Source organism: Pandoraea terrigena, assembly GCF_902459705.1.
GTDB lineage: Bacteria > Pseudomonadota > Gammaproteobacteria > Burkholderiales > Burkholderiaceae > Pandoraea > Pandoraea terrigena.
The window spans coordinates 245,690-263,703 of record NZ_CABPRU010000004.1 but is presented as its reverse complement, the minus strand read 5'-3'; the positions used below and the strand labels follow the sequence as shown (position 1 = coordinate 263,703).

Below are 18,014 nucleotides of genomic sequence, written 5' to 3'. Positions count from 1 at the left end.
TCCTTATGACGATTCGTACCAGCGTTGCGAGCGGTTGACGACCCCGACCACGAGCAGCATCACGGGCACCTCGATCAGCACGCCGACCACCGTGGCGAGCGCCGCGCCCGACTGAAAACCGAAGAGGCTGATGGCCGTGGCGACGGCCAGCTCGAAGAAGTTGCTGGCGCCGATCAATGCCGACGGGCCGGCGACGCAGTGCGCCACGCCGAGCTTGCGGTTGAGCAGGTAGGCCAGACCCGAGTTGAGCAGTACCTGGATGAGGATCGGGATAGCCAGCAGCAGGATGATCAGCGGTTGCTCGACGATGGCATTGCCCTGGAAGCCGAAGAGCAGAACGAGCGTGGCGAGCAGCGCCGTGATGGAGTAGGGCCCCAATGCGCTGACCACACGTTGATACGTGGCTTTTCCGTGGGCCAGCAGGGCCTTGCGGATGGCTTGGGCGATCACCACCGGGATGACGATGTAGAGCCCGACTGACGTGACGAGCGTATCCCAGGGCACGGAAATCGACGACAAGCCGAGCAGCAGGCCGACGACCGGGGCGAAGGCCACGACCATGATGGCGTCATTGAGGGCGACTTGCGAGAGCGTGAAGTACGGATCGCCCTTGCAGAGTTGCGACCAGACAAAGACCATGGCGGTGCAGGGCGCGGCGGCCAGCAGGATCAGGCCGGCGATATAGCTGTCGAGTTGGTCCGCCGGCAGCCACGCGGCGAACACGTGGCGCACGAAGATCCACCCCAGCAGCGCCATGGAGAATGGCTTGACGAGCCAGTTCACGAACAGCGTGACGCCGATGCCTCGCCAGTGACCGGCGACCTGTCCCATCGCGCCGAAGTCGATCTTGATCAGCATTGGGATGATCATGACCCAGATGAGCAGACCCACGGGCAGGTTGACCTGTGCGACTTCCATGGCGCCGATGGCATGGAAGAGTCCGGGTAGCCATTGGCCGAGCAAGACCCCCGCGATGATGCACAGCGCTACCCAGACGGTCAGATACCGCTCAAAGAAGCTGATGGTCCCGGCTTGAAGCGCGGGCGCGACTTTTTGTGCGGCACTCATTGGTTGGCCTCCGCGACGACATCGCAGGACGAGGCGGGCGTACAGGGGACGCCGCCGCAGCAGTTCTCCGTGAGGTAGCCGAGTAGCGCGTTCATGGTTTCAAAACGCGCCATGTAGATGATCGAGCGACCTTCCTGCCGGCTGGCGAGCAGCCCGGCGTGGTGCAGTTCCTTGAGGTGGAACGACAGCGACGAGGCGGGCATGTCCATGAGTTCCGCGATGCGACCGGCGGGCAGCCCCTCGGGTCCGGCCTGCATGAGAAGGCGGAACACCGTCAGGCGGACCGAATGGGCGAGCGCGGCAAGCGCTTCGAGCGCGTTATTGGTTTCCATTATTCGAATGTAGTGGAAATATAGAATTTTTGCAAATCCGTGCGAGGATCCGATGTCGACTGGCGAAGCGCACGCGCGTGGCGCGCCTCATTCGGCGAACTGTTCGATCATGCGTTGCTTCGTGAAGTCGACGAAGGCCTTCGCGAGTTGCGACGGCGGGTGCTGGTTCGACGTGACCAGCGAAAAGCCCGACAGGATTGCCGGTTCGAACGGCTTGACAACGACGCGCCCTGCCGCGAACCGTGCCGTGATCTGGTCGATGATCGCCACGCCCGCGCCGTGTTGCACGAGCACGCAAATCGCCGCGGACAGTTGCGACTCGGCGCTCATCACCCGGTCGATCTGCCGCTCGGCAAAGATCCGGTCGATATACATCCGCCCGTCGAACTCCTTCGGATACGACACGAACGACTCGTCGCGCAAATCTTCAGGATGGATCACGTCGCGATTCGCGAGTCGGTGTCCGTGCGGCAGGATGCAGCGCATGGGCGCGCGGTGCAGCGTCTCGACGTTCACACCGGCATGCGTGAGGGGGTGCGCGATGAAGCCGACGTCGCAACGCCGACCCACCACCATGTCGACCACGATGCTCGACGCGTGGATCAGCAACGTCGTGCTGATGCCTGGATGCTCACGCATGAAACCCGTCATCGTGGTGGGCAGGAACTCCAGCGCGAGCGCGGGAGCGCCCGCGACATGCAGCGAACCGCGCCGCAGCGACTTGATCTGCTCGGCCGTCTGCGCAATGCGGTCGATGCCCGCGAACGAGCGCTCAACCTCCTCGAACAGCACCATGGCTTCGGGCGTCGGGTTCAGGCGGCCGTTGATCCGATCGAATAAGGAAAACCCTATGTCCGCCTCGAGATCGTTGATCAGGCGTGTGACTGCCGGTTGGGAAACGTGAAGCATGTCGGCCGCCCGAGTGACCGTCTGGCGCAGGATCAGCGCACGAAATGCCTCCAACTGCCGAATCTTCATGACAACCTCATCTCAACCACGTCATAACATTTTCGTATGGGTGGGCGAAAAAATGTGATTTGACCGTGCTCGCGTCGAAAATGAACCTACGCAAACCACGCAGCACGTTGTTGGTTTTTTGATATTGCCGGGCCATAACATCACACAACCCTACTTCACGCAAGGAGCTTATCGATGAAGACCGTCGTTCCCCAAACGCTTCGCAAGCTTGCCCGCGCCACGGCCATTTCTGTCGGTGTCGCCGGATCGGTATTCGCTGCCACGGCTGCCCACGCCGACACAACGTTGTACGTCGGCGCTTACGGCGGCTCGTTTGAACAGATGCTCAAGAAAGACGTCATTCCCGCTTTCGAGCAGGCGAACCCCGGCACCAAGGTGGTGATCGTGCCCGGCGATTCGACGACCAACCTCGCGAAGCTGCAGGCGCAAAAAGGCAAGGCCGGCATGGACGTCGTCTTCCTCGATGACGGCCCGATGTACCAGGCCATCCAGATGGGTTTCTGCGGCAAGCTCGCCGACGCGCCCGTCTATCGCGACCTGTACGACATCGCGAAGTTCAAGGGGGGCAATGCCGTGGCGGCCGGCCTGATTGCCACGGGTATCGCCTACAACACGCGACTGTTCCAGTCGAAGGGCTGGCCGGCACCGACCTCGTGGCAGGACCTTTCGGATCCGAAGTACAAGGGCAAGCTCGTGATGCCGAGCATCAAGAACACGTACGGTCTGCACGGGCTGCTCGTCGAGTCCAAGATCAACGGCGGCAGCGACAGCAACATCGAACCGGGTTTCCGCGCAATGGAGAAGATCTCACCGAACGTGCTGTCGTTCGATCCGTCCCCGGGCAAGATCGCCGAGCTGTTCCAGTCGGATGAAGTCGCCATCGCCGTGTGGGGCAACGGCCGCGTGCAAGCGTTGCGCCAGCAGGGCATTCCGGTCGAGTTCGTGTATCCGAAGGAGGGGGCGGTGGCCCTTAGCATGGGCATGTGCGTGGTAGACAAATCCGCCAACAACGCACTGGCGCAGAAGTTCGTCCAAACGATTCTCACGCCGCAAACCCAGGCCATTCTCGCCGAAAGCGCGGGCGTTGCGCCGGCGAACAAGAAGACGCAACTCTCGCTGGCCGTGGCCGCACGCGTGCCGTCGCCCGCCCAGATCGACAAGCTCATTCGTGTCGACTGGGATGTCGTCAACGCGAAGCGCGCTGAGTGGACGCAGCGCTGGAACCGTCAGATCGAACGTTAAGTCGCACGGAGACCTCAAGCGTCATGAGCCCCCCATATTTGCGTCTCGAGCAACTCGGCAAACGCTTCGGTGACACCGTGGCGGTCGAGGGCGTCGATCTTTCGATTGAGCAGGGCGAATTCATCTCCCTGTTGGGCCCGTCCGGCTGCGGCAAGACCACCACGTTGCAGATGATTGCCGGATTCGTCGCCCCGAGCAGCGGCCGTATTCTGCTCGAGGGCCGCGACCTCACGCCGGTGCCGCCGGAAAAGCGCGGACTCGGAATCGTGTTCCAGAGTTACGCGTTGTTTCCTCACATGACCGTGGCGCAGAACGTCGCGTTCGGTCTGGATATGCGCCGCGTGGACCCCGGGCAGAAACGTCGCCGCGTGCAGGACGCGCTGGAGCTGGTGCATCTGGGCCAGCACGCGCAACGCTATCCGCGCGAACTCTCCGGCGGCCAGCGCCAGCGCGTGGCGCTGGCCCGGGCGCTGGTGATCGCACCGCCCGTGCTGCTGCTCGACGAACCGCTCTCGAATCTCGACGCCAAACTGCGCGAGCAGATGCAGGACGAGCTGCGGACGATTCAACGCAAGGTCGGCACGACCACCGTCATGGTCACGCACGATCAGGCCGAGGCGCTCGCGATCAGCGATCGCGTGGTGCTGCTCAACGCAGGGCGTGTGGTGCGCATCGATACGCCGCACGATGTCTACGAAGACCCGCGCGCCACGTTCGCCGCGCACTTCATCGGGCAGACCAATCTCATCTCCGGTCAGCTCGATGTGCGCGGCGGCGTGCCGGTGCTCGACGCGCAGGGGCATCGACTCGCGGTGTCGCCCGCGCACGCCGGGCCGACGACGGGGATGGGGGGCAACGGCCCGGCGACATTCAGTCTTCGGCCGGAGCGTATTCGCCTGACGTCCGCGACGGCGGGCCGGCTCGCGGGCCGCGTGGGCCAGCGCAGCTTCCACGGCAACCATTGGGTGCTCACCGTGTCGACGGCCCTCGGCGAGCTGCGTGTGCTCGTGTCCAACGACGGCGTGGTCGCGGCCAACGATGGCGAGGCCGTCGGGCTCGATTGGGCCGACGATGCCTTGCGTCTCGTGCAGGAGGGCGCATGAATGCCACGACGTCTACGCCACCGGGGGCATCGGCCGTGCCGGGTATGAAGGCGAGCGCGGCGATCTCGCCCGAGATCGCGAGCCAGCGCCGTGCCGCCTGGACACTGGTGATGCCAGCGGCGCTGTTCTTCCTCGTGCTGCTCGCGGTGCCGCTCGTCCTCACGTTCGTGTTGAGCCTGCGCGGCTTCGACCCGAACCTGGGTGGGGTGCTGCCGACGATCTCGCTTCAGCACTATGCCGACATTCTCACGGACAGTTATTTCTACGAGATCTTCCTGCGCACATTGCTGCTCTCGGTTGGCGTGACGGTGTTGTGCGTGCTGGTCGGTGTGCCCGAAGCGTACTTCCTGTTCCGCATGCGCGATCCGTGGCGCTCGCTCTGCCTGGTGCTCGTGCTGGGGCCGCTGCTGATTTCGGTCGTCGTGCGAACGCTGGGCTGGTCGATCCTGCTGGGCCGCGAGGGGCTGGTCAATACCGTGCTCATGAAGCTGGGGCTGATCGGTCATCCGCTGCAAATGCTCTTCACGATGGGCGCGGTCACGGTGGCGCTGGTGCACGTGCTCGTGCCGCTCATGGTGCTCTCGGTGTGGACCTCGCTCACGCGCCTCGATCCGGCGATCGCGCATGCCGCGCGCTCGCTCGGGGCGGGACGGGCGACGGTGATGTGGCGGGTGGTATTGCCGCAGATCACGCCGGGCATTCTCTCGGGCAGCCTGATCGTCTTTGCGCTGACGGCGAGCGCGTTCGCAACGCCCGCGCTGATCGGCGGACGCCGCCTGAAAGTGGTGGCGACCACGGCGTATGACGAGTTTCTCGGCTCGCTGAACTGGCCGCTGGGGGCCGCCATTGCCATCGTGCTGCTGATCGTGAACGTGGCCATCATCACCGGTTACAACCGCGCCCTCGAGCGGCGCTTCACGCGCCGTCTGGGCTGAGGGGGAAGGCATATGAATCAACAAGACTCCCGGTACGACCGCAATGGGGTGGGAGCGCTCGCGTTTCACGTCGTGTTTCTCGTCTTCATCCTCGCGCCGCTGGTGGTGGTGTGCCTGGTCGCCTTCACGCCGGACAACTTCCTGTCCATCCCGACGCGTCACTTTTCGTTGCGCTGGTTCTCGTCGCTCATGAACGACGAGGACTTTCTATCGGCGCTGCGCACGAGCCTGTGGCTGGGCGTGACGTCGGCCAGCGTGTCGACCGCGTTGGCGGTACCGGCGGCGATGGGACTCGCACGCTACCGGTTCCCGGGACGCGACGCGATCAATTCGTTCCTGCTCTCGCCGCTGATGATTCCGCCGGTGGTGCTGGGCATTGCGTTCCTGAGGCTGTTCACGCTGCTCGACATGGGTGGCTCGTTCGTGAGCCTTGTCGCTTGCCACGCACTGCTGATCTTCCCGTACGCGCTGCGCCTGATCATGGCGGCGCTCGCGGGGCAGGCCGACGAAGCCGAACGTGCGGCGCGCTCGCTCGGTGCCGGACGCTGGACGACGTTTCGCCGCATCACGCTGCCGGCGATCCTGCCGGGCCTGGCGGGCGGCTGGGTGCTCGCGTTCATCAACAGTTTCGATGAACTCACGGCCACGATCTTCGTGACCGCGCCGACCACGATCACGCTACCGGTGCGCATTTACATGAACATGAGCGAGACGGTCGACCCGAGCGTGGCGGCCATCTCCACGCTGCTCATCGCGCTGACGCTGGTGGTGATGCTGATGCTCGATCGCATTTACGGACTCAACAAGGTTCTGGTGGGGAATCACTAACACATGCAAAAGACATACGATATCGCCGTCATCGGCGGCGGCCTCGTCGGCATGGCGATCGCCTACGGGCTTGCCAAGCGGGGGCAACGCGTCGTCGTGTGCGATGGCGAAGACAATTCGCTGCGTGCCGCGCGCGGCAACTTCGGGCTGGTCTGGGTGCAGGGCAAGGGCGGTACCTGTACGAACTATGCGCGCTGGTCGCTGCACTCCGCCAACCTTTGGCAGGATCTCGCCGACGAGCTGCTCGCACGCACCGGCGTCTCCATCGGCTTTCAGCGACCCGGCGGCTTCAATATCGCCCAGACCCCCGAAGAGCTGGCCATCAAGGTCGAGAGCATGCGCAAGCTGCAGGAAGCCGAGCCGGCCCTCACCTACGAAGTGCTCGATCACAAGGCGCTTGCCGAGCGGCTGCCGGCCATCGGCCCCGACGTGGTGGGCGGCATTTATTCGCCGAACGACGGTCATGTCAGCCCGCTCTATACGCTGCGCGCGCTGTTCGCCGCCTTCGAGCAGGCGGGCGGCGAGTATGCGCCGAACCTGCGCGTGACCGATATTCGTCAGACGGGCAGCGCGTTTCGCGTGCGCATGGGGGAGGTGTCGCTCGACGCCGGGCGTGTCGTGCTGGCCGCCGGCCTGGGCAATCGCGATCTCGCGCCGATGGTAGGGCTGCGCGCACCGGTCAAACCGTTGCGCGGCCAGATCCTCGTGACCGAGCGCGTCAAGCCGTTTCTCGACTATCCGACCATCTACGTGCGCCAGACCGTCGAGGGCTCGGTCATGCTCGGCGACTCGGCCGAAGACGTGGGCTTCAACGACGGCGTGACGCCCGACGTGCTCGCCGACATCGCCCGGCGCGGCATCGCCCCATTCCCGCTGCTCAAGCACGTGCGCGTGGTGCGCGCGTGGGGGGCGTTGCGGGTCATGACGGACGACGGTCTGCCGATCTACGAGGCCTCGGAGGCCTGCCCGGGCGCGTTCCTCGCGACCTGTCACAGCGGCGTGACGCTCGCCGCCGCGCATTGTGAAACCCTCGCGCCGTGGATTCTCGGCGCACCGCGTCCCGCGCTTTTGGATCATTTCTATGCCAAACGTTTCACTGCTTAAGTCGCTGGCGCGCAAGGATGGCGCGACGGTGCAAGTGTTTATCGAGGGCACGCCGGTTGACGTGCCGGCCGACATGAATGTCGCTGCCGCATTGCTCGTCTCCGGTGTGACGGCGTGCCGGACCACGCCCGTCACGGGCAGCGACCGTGCGCCGTTCTGCATGATGGGCGTGTGCTTCGATTGTCTGGTCGAGATCGATGGCGTGCCGAACCGGCAGGGATGCATGACACCCGTGCGCGAAGGCATGCAGGTGCGTCGAATGAACGGTGCAAGGAGCGCGGCATGAGCGTAAAAGTCGTGGATTTGTTGGTCGTCGGTGCCGGGCCTGCGGGGTTGGCGGCGGCACTCGAAGCGAAGCGTCATGGGCTCGAGCCGGTGGTTGTCGACGAGAATGGTCTGCCCGGCGGGCAGATTTATCGCAGCGTGAGCCGTTCGCCGCTGGCCGACCCGAGGGTGCTCGGCCCGGACTATCTTCGTGGGCGTGGGCTGGTCGACGCATTCACGTCGGCCGGCATCGCCTATTGGCCGCAGACGCTCGCCTGGCAGATCGGCGCGGACAAACGCGTGTCGGTCACCCGTCAGGGCGCGGGCGGCGGAACGCTGCAAATCGAAGCCGGTGCCATCGTCCTTGCGAGCGGCGCGCAGGAGCGGCCGTTCCCGATTCCCGGCTGGACGCTGCCTGGCGTGATGGGTGTGGGCGCGGCGCAAACGCTGCTCAAGGCCTCCGCGCTGGTGCCCGACTCGCCGGCCGTACTCGCTGGTTGCGGCCCGTTGCTCTACCTGTTCGCCTGGCAGCTCATCAATGCCGGCGTGCCGGTACGCGCCATTCTCGATACGGCCATGGCGAGCGGGCGCCGCGACGCGTTGCGTCACGCCGGTGGGGCGTTGCGCGCGCCGTCGTATCTGATGAAGGGCCTCAAGCTGCTGCGCGCCATTCGCGCGGCAGGCGTGCAGCACGTCAAGCATGTCGAGGCACTGCGCGTGCTCGGCACCGAGCATGCCGAGGGTGTCGAGTATGTCGTGGGTGGGCGCACCGAATGCGTCGACGCATCGCTGGTGTTGCTGCATCAGGGCGTGATTCCAAACACGCAGGTCACGCGCTCGATCGGCTGCGCGCACACGTGGGACGACGCACAGTTGTGCTGGCATCCGACGACGGACGCCTGGGGCGAGACGAGCCTGTCGGGCATCTTCGTGGCTGGGGATGGCGCGGGCATCGCCGGTGCGCTGGCGGCCGAGCCGTCGGGACGGCTCGCTGCCTTGCAAGCCGCCGTGAAGCTCGGCAAGCTCGACGCCGCGAAGCGCGACTCGCGCGCGCTGTCGTTGCGCCGTGAGCTGTCGGTACACACGGCGATCCGTCCGTTCCTCGATGCGCTGTACCGGCCGGCCGAGGCGTTCCGGGTGCCGGCCGACGACAGCACCATCGTGTGCCGGTGTGAAGAGGTGACGGCGGGCGACGTGCGGCGCATGGCGGGCTTGGGCTGTGTCGGCCCGAATCAGACGAAGAGCTTTTCGCGCTGTGGCATGGGGCCGTGCCAGGGGCGCTTCTGCGGCTTGACGGTAGCTGAACTGCTGGCCAACGTGCAGGGCTGTGCGGTGCCGGAGGTCGGGTACTATCGCATCCGTCCACCCATCAAGCCGGTGACGTTGGGCGAGTTGGCCGCCGCGGTCGAGGGTCCCGACATCCTGAACGAGCGTGCAGGCTTTCCCAAGTAGGTGAGGGGGCTCGCGCCTCCCACTCGTTTTTTTGAATCTTCTGGAGATGTGGTTAATGAGCGATATTCAACGCCATCACACGAATGCACGGATGAGCCGTGTCGTGGTGCATAACGGGACGGTCTACATCGGTGGTCAGACGGCGGACGATCGCAGTCAGGACATCACTGGGCAGACGAAGCAAGTGCTCGCAAAGATCGATGGCTATCTGAAGGACGCCGGTATCGACAAGTCGCGCCTGCTTTCGGCACAGGTCTGGCTGAAGGATATCGAGTCCGACTTCGCCGGCATGAACGCCGTGTGGGATGCATGGACGAGCCCGGGCACCCCCCCGACGCGCGCCACCGTGGAAGCGCGCCTGGCCGCGCCTGATCTGCTCGTCGAGATTGCCGTGATCGCCGCCGCGAAATAATCGGCGGAGGCCATTCGCCGGCAGTATTCTGGCCCGCATCGGTTTGCGGGCCATTTTCATTGGCGTGTCCGGTAAAGGGCGGCTAGTCGGAGGCACCGCTCATCCATGGCGTGAGCGCTTGGCGGGCATCGTGCATCATGAAGTTCACCAACGTGGTCGACACGCCCAGGGACTGCGCGATTTCACGCTGCGTGCAGTCCTGGAAGTAATACATCTCGAAGACCGTGCGCGTGCGCTCCGGCAGTGTCTTGAGGCGCTCGAGCATGCCGCTGATCATTTGCCGCGCCGTGACCTGCGCCTCGGGCGACGCGGTGCGATCGGGCATGTCGATGGCTTCGTCTTCCACAGCGAACACCCGGTTTTCGATCTGCTGGCGGCGGTAGCCGTCGAGCGCGAGATTGCGCACGACCTGCATCACATAGCTGGCGGGATGGCGCACCGGGCATGTGCTGCGCGCGTCGCACAGCTTGATGTAGGCATCCTGCACGACGTCTTCCGCCCGGCACGGGCAGCCAAGAATGCGCATTGCCGTTCCGACCAGGGCGCGCCGGTGCGTGACGAAAATTTGCCCGACGACGCTGTCCTCGGTGGCCTCCGCGCCTGCTGGCCCCCGCCCGGGACACCCGGCGTAACTCAACTGCTCGCTCATACTTTTGCCTCCAGATCGGCATCGAAGGCACGGCTGTGGGGCGACACACAGTCACTGTCGGCTTTTAACCACACTGGCGTGACAGGCGAGACCTGCACAGCCGATGCCAAAGTGACAGGCGAACGCCGCCAGGAACGACGCCAGCGGCGCATTCCTGCACAACGGTGCGGGGAGAAATGACAGGACTACAGATCGTCTGCGAGACCCGAAGGCATGGCCCTCGTGACATGGGGCCCCCTGTCGATTTGCACAGGGTTCACAGCGAATTTATAGTAAACGATAGTTAAAATGAGAATGATTTGCAATTAATATTTTGATTCGAGAGACGACACTTGAGTGAAGCGCCATTCATTTCGTTATGCCAATGAGGATTGCGGTGCAGTTCATCCGGGTTGCGGATGCTTTGGGGGTGCGGGGTGGAGTGACCCGTTTGTCCGCGAGCGAGCGCTCGAGAATGGCTTCCCTTGCAAGGGAGGACGACCGCGCCCGGTTTGCAAGTGTGCGCGCCGCACTGCGTGAGCGGCTTGCCGCCGAGCTGGGCACCGCGCCCGAGGAAGTCGTGTTCGAGGCCGATGCGTATGGCCGGCCACGGCTGGCCGACGGCGGGACACTTGACTTCAACGTGAGCCACGCGGGCCGCTGGGGGCTGCTGGCGTACTCGCGCGACGTGCGGGTGGGAATCGACATCGAGCGGCTCGACGCCGTGGCTGAACCGAGCGAGCTTTGGGACCTCTGTCTGCACGTCGATGAGCGTCGGGCGCTGCTGCGCTGGCTGCCGGGGACTAACCGCCAGGACATCGGACGTCAGGCGCTGTTCCATCGGCTCTGGTGCCTCAAGGAGGCGGCGTTCAAGTCCCTCGGCACCGGTTTGCAGGGCAGTCTTCCGGCGCTGTGCCTGGACGTCGCCGCCGTAGCGCGGGTGGTGCACGATGCCGGGCAGGCATTCGATCCGGCCCGTGTACCCAAGGTGCCTTCTGCTGCCGTTGCGTGGCGTACCGGCGACACCGGTCTTGCGCAAGCCTTGGGTGGCCTGGAATTGCGGGTGTTGCCGGCGCCCCCCGGCTACGGCGCGGCACTGGCTTGGTTGCCCCGGGGGTAAATTGCCCACGCGCTGACCCGTCTGTCAGCCAGAGGGCGGGCGCGAGCCGCGCCGCTCAGGCCGCAGCGTGTTCAAAGGAGCAATCGATGAGTTTCGACGATGAAAATGGCGTGTTTCGTGTAGTGATCAACGATGAAGAGCAATACGCCATCTGGCCCGACTACCGGCCTGTGCCGGCCGGTTGGCGCGAAGTTGGCGTCACGGGGAACAAGGTGACGTGCCTGGCCCATATCGAGACCGTCTGGACGGACATGCGGCCGCGAAGTCTGCGCGAGCATTTTGCGGCGCAGGGTAACGCTCACGATGGGCGCGAAGGGCAACAAGGGCAAGAACGGGATGAGGGGCGGCATGGCTTTTGACGCGTGCCGCCTGCTGTGCCTGCCTTGCGCCGGGGGCAGCGCCACGGTCTACGCGAGCTGGGCAAAGGCCGCACCTTCGTGGCTGGCCGTACGTCCGCTCGAACTTCCGGGCCGAGGCACGCGCTATCATGAGCCGCTGCAACACGATCCGCACGAACTTGCGGACCAGTTGAGCGACGAATGTCAGGCGCTGCACATCAGTTCCGACGCCTGCTTCGCATTGTTCGGCCACAGCCTGGGCGGATTGCTGGCGTTCGAGATCGCGCATCGGCTTCACGCGCGAGGCCGCCCTCCGGTGGCGCTGTTCGTGGCGGCGAGCCGGCCGCCTGCAACGCGCGACGACACGCGCTACGCAGCGCTGCAAGACGATGCCGATGCATTGGCCGAGATGCGCGCGCTGGGAGGCACGCCGGAGGCGTTGCTGGCGCAACCCGAGCTGATGGCCATGGTGTTGCCTGTCATCAAGGCCGATTTCCAGTTGTGCGGGCGCTATCGCCGTCCGTCACGGGCGGTGCGTGCGCCGCTGCCGGTGCCCATTCATGCGCTCGCCGGACAGCGCGATACCTTCGCGCCGGAAGTGCTTGATGACTGGCGTTGCGAGACCAGCAAGGCCTACACGCGCACTGACTTCGAAGGCGATCATTTCTTCGTACGCGACGATCCTGCGCATCTGCTGGCGGTGATTGCCAATGAACTCGCCCCCGCGATGCACGTGCCACGGGCGTGGGAAGCGCGATGAGTGCCCGCGCGGGGCAACCGGTGACGCCAGCCCCCGTGAGTGCGGCGCAATTCGATCTGGCGGGGAGTCTGCCGGACATCGTCCGTGCCGAGCTCGGCCCGCTCTGCACGGGACTGGCATTCGGTGCACGCATGCCCGTTGACTTGCACGAAGGCGATATCGTTGTCGGCCTGGCGGACCTGGGGGACCACCTCCCCGCGATGTTCGAAGGGGTCCGCCGAATCGTACCGGGCGTCGAACCGCGTGCGCTCATGTCGCAGTGGAGCAAGTGTTATTTTCGCGCCGTCGTACCGGCCGCGCTGGCTATCGCGGTGGTTCACGGCAGCGTGCTGACACTCGATCCGGACGCATGCGGTGTGGTGCTGCGCGACGGTTTGCCAGTGCAACTCCGGTTTCCTGCCGATAGCTGGACCCCCCCGCCGTCGCGGGACCACAAGGCCTTCGTGCCCCCCCCTGCGGCGCAGCGTTTCGCGTCGCTGATCCATGTCCATCTACCAGCGGCGATCGCTGCCATGCAAGGTGCGGCAGGGGTTTCCCCGCGCGTGCTTTGGGGCAATGTGGGCAATCTGCTGGAGTTCATTGTGGAACGGATGCGGCATGTGCCGTCGCTCGCCATTCGCGCGGCGGCCGACTATGCGTGGCTGTTCGACGACGATGCCGGCTTTGGGCGGACCGCCGACAATCCGCTCTATCGCACCGTGAGGTATATGTCCTCGCCGTCCCCTGCGCTTGCATCGCCGATGCGTGCGCGGCGCGTTTGCTGCCTGCGTTATCAGTTGGCGGGCAAGGGCACTCGATGCGACGAGGCACTGTTGTGCGGCGCATGCCCACTGCTGCTGACGATGACGCCGTCGCAACTTCATCGGCAACTGGCGTGGCAAGTCGCCGATGATGCGCCGCAATAGCTGGCGCCCCAACTGCCGCAATGCATCCCCCCAATGTCTGGGGTTTCATCGAGCCGGTGGCACGGCATCTGCGAGATCTTCAGTGCCGTGCCTGTGCTACGCCGGGCCGGCTTAGCCGGCGAGCGCCGCAACGCGCGACGCCTGGGGCGACGATGCCGTCCAAGCTGGCTCGCGCGCCAGCAGCGAGGCGGAAATTTCCGCCGAGCGGGTCGCCAGAATCGAAAGCAGCGTATCGGACAGGCCGTGCGTGGGCTCGCAATATCCTTGCAGATAGATACCAGGAAGAAAGCGGGCATGGGTGCGCAAGCGGTAGTCGCGCTCGCCTTCGAGACCGTCAAGCCAGGGCTGCACGGCGGCGAGCAGGTGCTCGTGCGTGCGACGCTCGTATCCGGTGGCTAGCACCACCACGTCGTACGGCTGTGTCGCGGTGCGGCCGGAGAGGCGCTCGTGCATGTGCAGCCGGATCTGCTCGCCGCTGGCGTGCACCTCCTGAATGTCGTGGCAGCACAGCAGCGCATGATGACCGTGACCGCCCACGCGCTGCTGATAGAGCACGTCGTAGATGCGGGCGATCAGGTCGTCGTCGACCACGGCGTAATTCGTATTGCGAAACTCGTCGAGAATGCGCATGCGCTGCTCGACCGGTTGCGCATAGATGAAGTCGGTGAATTGCGGATCGAATATCTCGTTGACGAACGGACTGCTGTCGGCGGGTTTGAGCGCGCGGCCGCGCATGATCAGATCAACCTGTGCCTGCGGCCACTGCTCGGCAAGATCGAGAAAGATTTCTGCCGCGCTTTGTCCGCCGCCAACAACGGCGACGCGGCGGGGCGGCGTGTCGCTGAGCGCCGCGACGCGCGCGAGGTATTGCGATGAATGAAATAGTCGCGTGTGGCCCGTCGTGTGCAGGGGGGCGAAAGCGGGCGGTATATGCGGCGTGCCGCCGGCGCCGAGAATCACGTTTCGCGCGCGGCGCGCGTGTGTTTGCCCGTCGCCGTCGCGCGAAAGGATTTGCAAGGCCACCACGTGATCGCGCTCCAGTACGGGTTCGATGCCGGTCACCGTTTCGCCGTACGCACATTGCCCTTGGAAGTGGGCGGCCGCCCAGCGCAGGTAGTCGTTGTACTCGCGCCGCGTCGGGTAATGACTTTGCAGGTTGATGAAGGCGGACAAGCGTGCCTTCTCGTGCAGGTAGTTGATGAACGTGAAGTGGCTGCGCGGATTGCGCAGGGTGGCGAGATCCTTGAGATAGGCGATCTGCATGCGGCTGTTCGAGAGCAGCATGTTGCCGTGCCACGTGAATTCAGGCTGCTTCTCGAGAAACAGGAACCGCGTGATGCCGGGCCCTTGCCCGCCGTGCTCTTCCAGGGCGATGGCCAGTGCGAGATTGGACGGGCCAAAGCCAACGCCGATCAGATCATGGGTGAGCGAAGGGATGGACGTCGTGGACGGTTCGGTACTTGCGTGCATGAGGGCCTCGGCAAGGTCATCCGGTGATTTACCCGGACCCAGAGTCAGGGGGGATGCGCACAGGGCATCCGTTTCCCGAAAGACGAGAGGCTGGCGCCGAAATTTACCCCGGCGTCACCGCTTTGCCCGTACCGCCAAGGGCGGGAAAATTTTCGCCGGGCTGGATCGTCTTTGAGCGATGGAGCCGGGTAAAGCGGCGGATCTGGCCGTAGGTTGGCCGGATCGCCTCGCACAGGCTTCCTTGTTCCTTCATCGATATCCGCCAGAGCGTGCGTGTGCGCATGCGGCGGCGGGTCGCCAGCGGAGAGCGTCGTGTTCCTGTTTCTGTTCCTATTGCGTGCTTCGCGCTGGCTGCTTGCGGCCGCCGTGGCAGCCTCGCTCGCGTGCGGCATGGCGAACGTCATGCTGATCGCTTCGATCAACCGCGCGTTGGGCGCGAGCGCCGCAGAGCTTGGCGCGCTGGCGTGGCGCTTCGCCGCGCTCGCCGTGCTGTCGATGCTCGCGCAAATGTGCGCTGGCGCGCTCTTTACGCGGCTGGGGCAGCGCACCCTGGCCGAACTGCGCCGTCATGTCTCGCGCGTCATCGTGAACGCACCACTGCGCGTGGTAGAGTCGACGGGCGGCGCACGCGTGCAGTCGGTGCTTGCCGACGATGCGAACCACGTCGCCAACTTCTTCATCGGGTTGCCGACGCTGGTGATGAATGGCGCCATCGTCACGGGATGCTTTCTGTACTTGGCGGTGCTGTCGTGGCCGATCTTCCTCATGGCCTGTGTGGCGATCGGGCTCGGTGCGTTGGGCTATCACATCAGCCATACCCGGGTGATTCGCTACCTGCGCACGGCTGGCCAGCGCCAGGATGAACTCTTCTCCCATTTCCAGACACTCGCTTCGGGCGCCAAGGAGCTCAAGCTCAATCGCCGCCGCGCCGACGCGTTTCTTGTCCGTGTGCTGGGCGCCGCCATCGAGGCTGTCCGCGAAAACCGCTCGCGCGGGCTCACGCTGTTCATCTTCTCCGTCAGTTGGGTACGCTTCCTGTTCTTCGCGCTCATCGGCCTGGTGCTGTTCGTGCTGGTCGGCGCAACGTCCGGTAACACCCGTGTGGCGACGGGATATGCCATCGTCTTCCTGTACATGGTCACGCCGCTGGAGGCCATGCTCAACAACATTCCGCTGCTCACCATGGCGCGGGTGGCCAGCGAACGTATACAGAAAGTCACCGAAGCCATGCGCAGCGATGAGTTGACGGCCGTCGACGTCATGGCGACAGGCGCGCCGCTCGTGCGCATGCACGGCATCACGCACAGCTACTATCACGAGCAGCAGGACGAGATCTTCCGCATGGGGCCCATCGACCTGACGTTCCGGCCCGGCGAAATCACATTTCTCATCGGGGGCAACGGCAGCGGCAAGACATCGCTGGCGAAACTACTCACGGGCCTTTACGTGCCGGAGAGCGGCGAGATCGTATGGAACGGCCAGCCCGTTGGTGTCGACAACCGTGATCGCTACCGGCAACTCTTCTCGGCGATTTTCTTCGATTTCCATCTGTTCGAAACGCTTCTTGGCGCGCACGACGCGCAAACCGATGCGGCGCGCATCGACGCCTTCGCGACGCGCTGGCTGGCACGGCTGCACCTTCAGCACAAGGTGAGCGTGACGAACGGCGCGTTCTCGACCCGCGATCTTTCGCAAGGGCAGCGCAAGCGCCTGGCCCTGGTCAGCGCTTGCGTGGAAGACCGGCCGTTCCTGGTCTTCGACGAATGGGCGGCCGATCAGGATCCGGTGTTCAAGGAGGTGTTCTACCGGGAGATCCTGCCCGAGTTGAGGGCGCAGGGGAAAACGGTGCTCGTGATCTCGCACGATGACCGATATTTCGGCCTGGCCGATCGGCTGGTGAAGATGGAGAACGGCCAGTTGCTCGCCGATGGCGAGCCGGCGACGACGAGTGCGGGCGTGGCGGACGCCGTGAATATGGAAAAACCGCAGTCGTCCGCTTCAATCCCTTAAATTGCAGGCGCAAGGATCGTCAATGAGAATGCGGCGCGTCTGGCGCCGCGGTTTCATTGAGGATCCAATCATGCTCGATACGATGCTCGATGTGCGCGCACTGCGCACCGATGGCGACCTCCCGATGGTGGTCGAGCCGCGCGACGCGGGTGTGCCGATCCAGGCGGCCGCCAGTGCGCTGCACGCGCTGGCGGAGCAATATCTACCGACCTGCGGCGGTGTGCTTTTTCGCGGGTTTTGCATCGACGGGGATGCGGCGTTCCGCGAGTTTGCCGCGTCTTTTGGTCATTCGCTGCTGACCTACGAGTTCGGCTCCACGCCGCGCAGCAAGGTCGCGCAAGGCGTGTACACGTCGACCGAATACCCACCGCACCAACACATTCCGTTGCATAACGAACAATCGTATACGCGCGATTGGCCCATGAAGATCTGGTTCTACAGCGTACAAGCCGCGCCGGAGGGGGGGGAGACCCCCATCGCCGACAGCCGGCGCATTTTCGCCCGCCTGCCGCAAGCCCTGCGTGATCGCTTCGCCGAGAAGGGGCTGATGTACGTGCGCAATTTCGGCAATGGTTTGGATGTGCCCTGGAAGCAGGTCTTCAACACGGAGGATCGCGCCGAGGTCGAAGCCTACTGTCGCGCCCATCGCATTGCGTGCGAATGGAAGGACGATGGGGAGTTGCGTACGCGCCAGGTGTGTCAGGCCATCGCACGTCATCCGGTGACGGGGGACTGGGTCTGGTTCAATCAGGCGCATCTGTTTCACATCTCCAATCTCGAACCCGACGTGCGCGAGACACTGCTCGATGTCGTGGGCGAGGAGGATCTGCCGCGCAATGTGTATTACGGCGACGGCAGCCCGATCGAGGAAGACTCGCTCATCACCGTGCGTCACGTGCTGGCGTCAGAAAAGATCAGCTTCCCGTGGCAGAACGGCGACGTGCTGATGCTTGACAACATGCTCGTCGCGCACGCGCGTGCCCCGTTCAAGGGGCCGCGCAAGGTCGTGGTGGCGATGGCACAGGCGTACGGCGTCGATCATTGATCGCAGGTCTCCCGTCATCC

The 18,014-nt window shown here is 64.6% G+C and carries 20 protein-coding genes; 14 read left to right on the top strand and 6 right to left on the bottom strand.

The window, feature by feature from the left end:
- Positions 1–3 precede the first annotated feature (3 nt).
- The 3 genes from arsB to PTE31013_RS11275 all read right to left on the bottom strand — a co-directional run bounded on the left by arsB (position 4) and on the right by PTE31013_RS11275 (position 2,378).
- Positions 4–1,068 carry an ACR3 family arsenite efflux transporter gene (gene arsB / locus PTE31013_RS11285; protein WP_150612888.1) on the bottom strand — a complete coding sequence of 355 codons (1,065 nt, stop codon included), beginning with the start codon at positions 1,066–1,068 and terminating at the stop codon, positions 4–6.
- Positions 1,065–1,400 (bottom strand): ArsR/SmtB family transcription factor, encoded by a 336-nt coding sequence (locus tag PTE31013_RS11280; protein WP_150612887.1) that lies wholly within the window; start codon positions 1,398–1,400, stop codon positions 1,065–1,067. The genes arsB and PTE31013_RS11280 overlap by 4 nt, the downstream gene beginning before the upstream one ends.
- A gap of 87 nt (positions 1,401–1,487) precedes the next feature.
- Complete coding sequence (locus PTE31013_RS11275) at positions 1,488–2,378, bottom strand: LysR substrate-binding domain-containing protein (protein ID WP_150612886.1); 891 nt, start codon at positions 2,376–2,378, stop codon at positions 1,488–1,490.
- Positions 2,379–2,552: 174 nt separating this feature from the next.
- Here PTE31013_RS11275 and PTE31013_RS11270 point away from each other — a divergent pair, with 174 nt between their 5' ends.
- Genes PTE31013_RS11270 through PTE31013_RS11235 form a run of 8 tightly spaced genes read left to right on the top strand, consistent with a single transcriptional unit; the run spans position 2,553 to position 9,718 of the window.
- The gene (locus PTE31013_RS11270) at positions 2,553–3,620 is read left to right on the top strand and encodes an ABC transporter substrate-binding protein (RefSeq protein WP_150612885.1); all 1,068 of its coding nucleotides are present in this window, start codon (positions 2,553–2,555) and stop codon (positions 3,618–3,620) included.
- 23 nt (positions 3,621–3,643) lie between these two features.
- Positions 3,644–4,723 (top strand): ABC transporter ATP-binding protein, encoded by a 1,080-nt coding sequence (locus PTE31013_RS11265; protein WP_150612884.1) that lies wholly within the window; start codon positions 3,644–3,646, stop codon positions 4,721–4,723.
- Positions 4,720–5,658, top strand: a complete 939-nt coding sequence (locus PTE31013_RS11260; protein ID WP_174978522.1) for an ABC transporter permease — start codon at positions 4,720–4,722, stop codon at positions 5,656–5,658. The genes PTE31013_RS11265 and PTE31013_RS11260 overlap by 4 nt, the downstream gene beginning before the upstream one ends.
- A 12-nt stretch (positions 5,659–5,670) precedes the next feature.
- Complete coding sequence (locus PTE31013_RS11255) at positions 5,671–6,486, top strand: ABC transporter permease (protein WP_150612883.1); 816 nt, start codon at positions 5,671–5,673, stop codon at positions 6,484–6,486.
- 3 nt (positions 6,487–6,489) lie between these two features.
- Positions 6,490–7,590, top strand: a complete 1,101-nt coding sequence (locus tag PTE31013_RS11250; protein WP_150612882.1) for an NAD(P)/FAD-dependent oxidoreductase — start codon at positions 6,490–6,492, stop codon at positions 7,588–7,590.
- Complete coding sequence (locus PTE31013_RS11245) at positions 7,568–7,876, top strand: (2Fe-2S)-binding protein (protein ID WP_150612881.1); 309 nt, start codon at positions 7,568–7,570, stop codon at positions 7,874–7,876. The genes PTE31013_RS11250 and PTE31013_RS11245 overlap by 23 nt, the downstream gene beginning before the upstream one ends.
- Positions 7,873–9,306 carry an FAD/NAD(P)-dependent oxidoreductase gene (locus PTE31013_RS11240; protein ID WP_150612880.1) on the top strand — a complete coding sequence of 478 codons (1,434 nt, stop codon included), beginning with the start codon at positions 7,873–7,875 and terminating at the stop codon, positions 9,304–9,306. The genes PTE31013_RS11245 and PTE31013_RS11240 overlap by 4 nt, the downstream gene beginning before the upstream one ends.
- Before the next feature lie 55 nt (positions 9,307–9,361).
- On the top strand, positions 9,362–9,718 hold the full coding sequence (locus tag PTE31013_RS11235) for a RidA family protein (RefSeq protein WP_150612879.1): 357 nt from the start codon (positions 9,362–9,364) through the stop codon (positions 9,716–9,718).
- An 82-nt stretch (positions 9,719–9,800) separates the two neighbouring features.
- Here the strand turns inward: PTE31013_RS11235 and PTE31013_RS11230 are convergent, their stop codons facing one another.
- The gene (locus PTE31013_RS11230) at positions 9,801–10,367 is read right to left on the bottom strand and encodes a sigma-70 family RNA polymerase sigma factor (RefSeq protein ID WP_150612878.1); all 567 of its coding nucleotides are present in this window, start codon (positions 10,365–10,367) and stop codon (positions 9,801–9,803) included.
- Positions 10,368–10,725: 358 nt separating this feature from the next.
- On the opposite strand from PTE31013_RS11230, the gene PTE31013_RS11225 reads away from it, so the two are divergent.
- The 4 genes from PTE31013_RS11225 (at position 10,726) to fhuF (ending at position 13,469) form a co-directional block, all read left to right on the top strand.
- Positions 10,726–11,466: a 4'-phosphopantetheinyl transferase family protein gene (locus tag PTE31013_RS11225; protein ID WP_150612877.1), complete on the top strand. Its 741-nt coding sequence runs from the start codon at positions 10,726–10,728 to the stop codon at positions 11,464–11,466.
- 86 nt (positions 11,467–11,552) lie between these two features.
- Positions 11,553–11,825: an MbtH family protein gene (locus PTE31013_RS11220; RefSeq protein ID WP_150612876.1), complete on the top strand. Its 273-nt coding sequence runs from the start codon at positions 11,553–11,555 to the stop codon at positions 11,823–11,825.
- Positions 11,815–12,564 carry a thioesterase II family protein gene (locus PTE31013_RS11215; RefSeq protein WP_150612875.1) on the top strand — a complete coding sequence of 250 codons (750 nt, stop codon included), beginning with the start codon at positions 11,815–11,817 and terminating at the stop codon, positions 12,562–12,564. Before PTE31013_RS11220 ends, PTE31013_RS11215 begins: the two co-directional genes overlap by 11 nt.
- Positions 12,561–13,469 carry a siderophore-iron reductase FhuF gene (gene fhuF, locus PTE31013_RS11210; RefSeq protein WP_150612874.1) on the top strand — a complete coding sequence of 303 codons (909 nt, stop codon included), beginning with the start codon at positions 12,561–12,563 and terminating at the stop codon, positions 13,467–13,469. The genes PTE31013_RS11215 and fhuF overlap by 4 nt, the downstream gene beginning before the upstream one ends.
- Positions 13,470–13,580: 111 nt before the next feature.
- Here fhuF and PTE31013_RS11205 read toward each other — a convergent pair whose 3' ends face one another.
- Positions 13,581–14,939 (bottom strand): lysine N(6)-hydroxylase/L-ornithine N(5)-oxygenase family protein, encoded by a 1,359-nt coding sequence (locus PTE31013_RS11205; protein ID WP_150612873.1) that lies wholly within the window; start codon positions 14,937–14,939, stop codon positions 13,581–13,583.
- Between the two features lie 103 nt (positions 14,940–15,042).
- Positions 15,043–15,192, bottom strand: coding sequence for a hypothetical protein (locus PTE31013_RS24800; RefSeq protein ID WP_174978520.1), 150 nt, complete (start codon positions 15,190–15,192; stop codon positions 15,043–15,045).
- 59 nt (positions 15,193–15,251) lie between these two features.
- On the opposite strand from PTE31013_RS24800, the gene PTE31013_RS11200 reads away from it, so the two are divergent.
- The gene (locus PTE31013_RS11200; RefSeq protein WP_150612872.1) at positions 15,252–16,949 is read left to right on the top strand and encodes a cyclic peptide export ABC transporter; all 1,698 of its coding nucleotides are present in this window, start codon (positions 15,252–15,254) and stop codon (positions 16,947–16,949) included.
- A 70-nt stretch (positions 16,950–17,019) separates the two neighbouring features.
- Positions 17,020–17,994 carry a TauD/TfdA family dioxygenase gene (locus tag PTE31013_RS11195; protein ID WP_150612871.1) on the top strand — a complete coding sequence of 325 codons (975 nt, stop codon included), beginning with the start codon at positions 17,020–17,022 and terminating at the stop codon, positions 17,992–17,994.
- The last annotated feature ends 20 nt before the right edge of the window (positions 17,995–18,014 follow it).

Bases quoted from the DNA above. Each gene is read 5' to 3' on its own strand.
- PTE31013_RS11250 (WP_150612882.1), top strand. From the start codon at position 6,490: ATGCAAAAGACATACGATATCGCCGTCATCGGCGGCGGCCTCGTCGGC.
- PTE31013_RS11265 (WP_150612884.1), top strand. From the start codon at position 3,644: ATGAGCCCCCCATATTTGCGTCTCGAGCAACTCGGCAAACGCTTCGGT.
- PTE31013_RS11280 (WP_150612887.1), bottom strand. From the start codon at position 1,400: ATGGAAACCAATAACGCGCTCGAAGCGCTTGCCGCGCTCGCCCATTCG.
- PTE31013_RS11240 (WP_150612880.1), top strand. From the start codon at position 7,873: ATGAGCGTAAAAGTCGTGGATTTGTTGGTCGTCGGTGCCGGGCCTGCG.
- PTE31013_RS11205 (WP_150612873.1), bottom strand. From the start codon at position 14,939: ATGCACGCAAGTACCGAACCGTCCACGACGTCCATCCCTTCGCTCACC.
- PTE31013_RS11230 (WP_150612878.1), bottom strand. From the start codon at position 10,367: ATGAGCGAGCAGTTGAGTTACGCCGGGTGTCCCGGGCGGGGGCCAGCA.
- PTE31013_RS24800 (WP_174978520.1), bottom strand. From the start codon at position 15,192: ATGAAGGAACAAGGAAGCCTGTGCGAGGCGATCCGGCCAACCTACGGC.
- PTE31013_RS11255 (WP_150612883.1), top strand. From the start codon at position 5,671: ATGAATCAACAAGACTCCCGGTACGACCGCAATGGGGTGGGAGCGCTC.
- PTE31013_RS11215 (WP_150612875.1), top strand. From the start codon at position 11,815: ATGGCTTTTGACGCGTGCCGCCTGCTGTGCCTGCCTTGCGCCGGGGGC.
- fhuF (WP_150612874.1), top strand. From the start codon at position 12,561: ATGAGTGCCCGCGCGGGGCAACCGGTGACGCCAGCCCCCGTGAGTGCG.
- arsB (WP_150612888.1), bottom strand. From the start codon at position 1,068: ATGAGTGCCGCACAAAAAGTCGCGCCCGCGCTTCAAGCCGGGACCATC.
- PTE31013_RS11195 (WP_150612871.1), top strand. From the start codon at position 17,020: ATGCTCGATACGATGCTCGATGTGCGCGCACTGCGCACCGATGGCGAC.
- PTE31013_RS11235 (WP_150612879.1), top strand. From the start codon at position 9,362: ATGAGCGATATTCAACGCCATCACACGAATGCACGGATGAGCCGTGTC.
- PTE31013_RS11245 (WP_150612881.1), top strand. From the start codon at position 7,568: ATGCCAAACGTTTCACTGCTTAAGTCGCTGGCGCGCAAGGATGGCGCG.
- PTE31013_RS11220 (WP_150612876.1), top strand. From the start codon at position 11,553: ATGAGTTTCGACGATGAAAATGGCGTGTTTCGTGTAGTGATCAACGAT.
- PTE31013_RS11270 (WP_150612885.1), top strand. From the start codon at position 2,553: ATGAAGACCGTCGTTCCCCAAACGCTTCGCAAGCTTGCCCGCGCCACG.
- PTE31013_RS11275 (WP_150612886.1), bottom strand. From the start codon at position 2,378: ATGAAGATTCGGCAGTTGGAGGCATTTCGTGCGCTGATCCTGCGCCAG.
- PTE31013_RS11225 (WP_150612877.1), top strand. From the start codon at position 10,726: ATGCCAATGAGGATTGCGGTGCAGTTCATCCGGGTTGCGGATGCTTTG.
- PTE31013_RS11260 (WP_174978522.1), top strand. From the start codon at position 4,720: ATGAATGCCACGACGTCTACGCCACCGGGGGCATCGGCCGTGCCGGGT.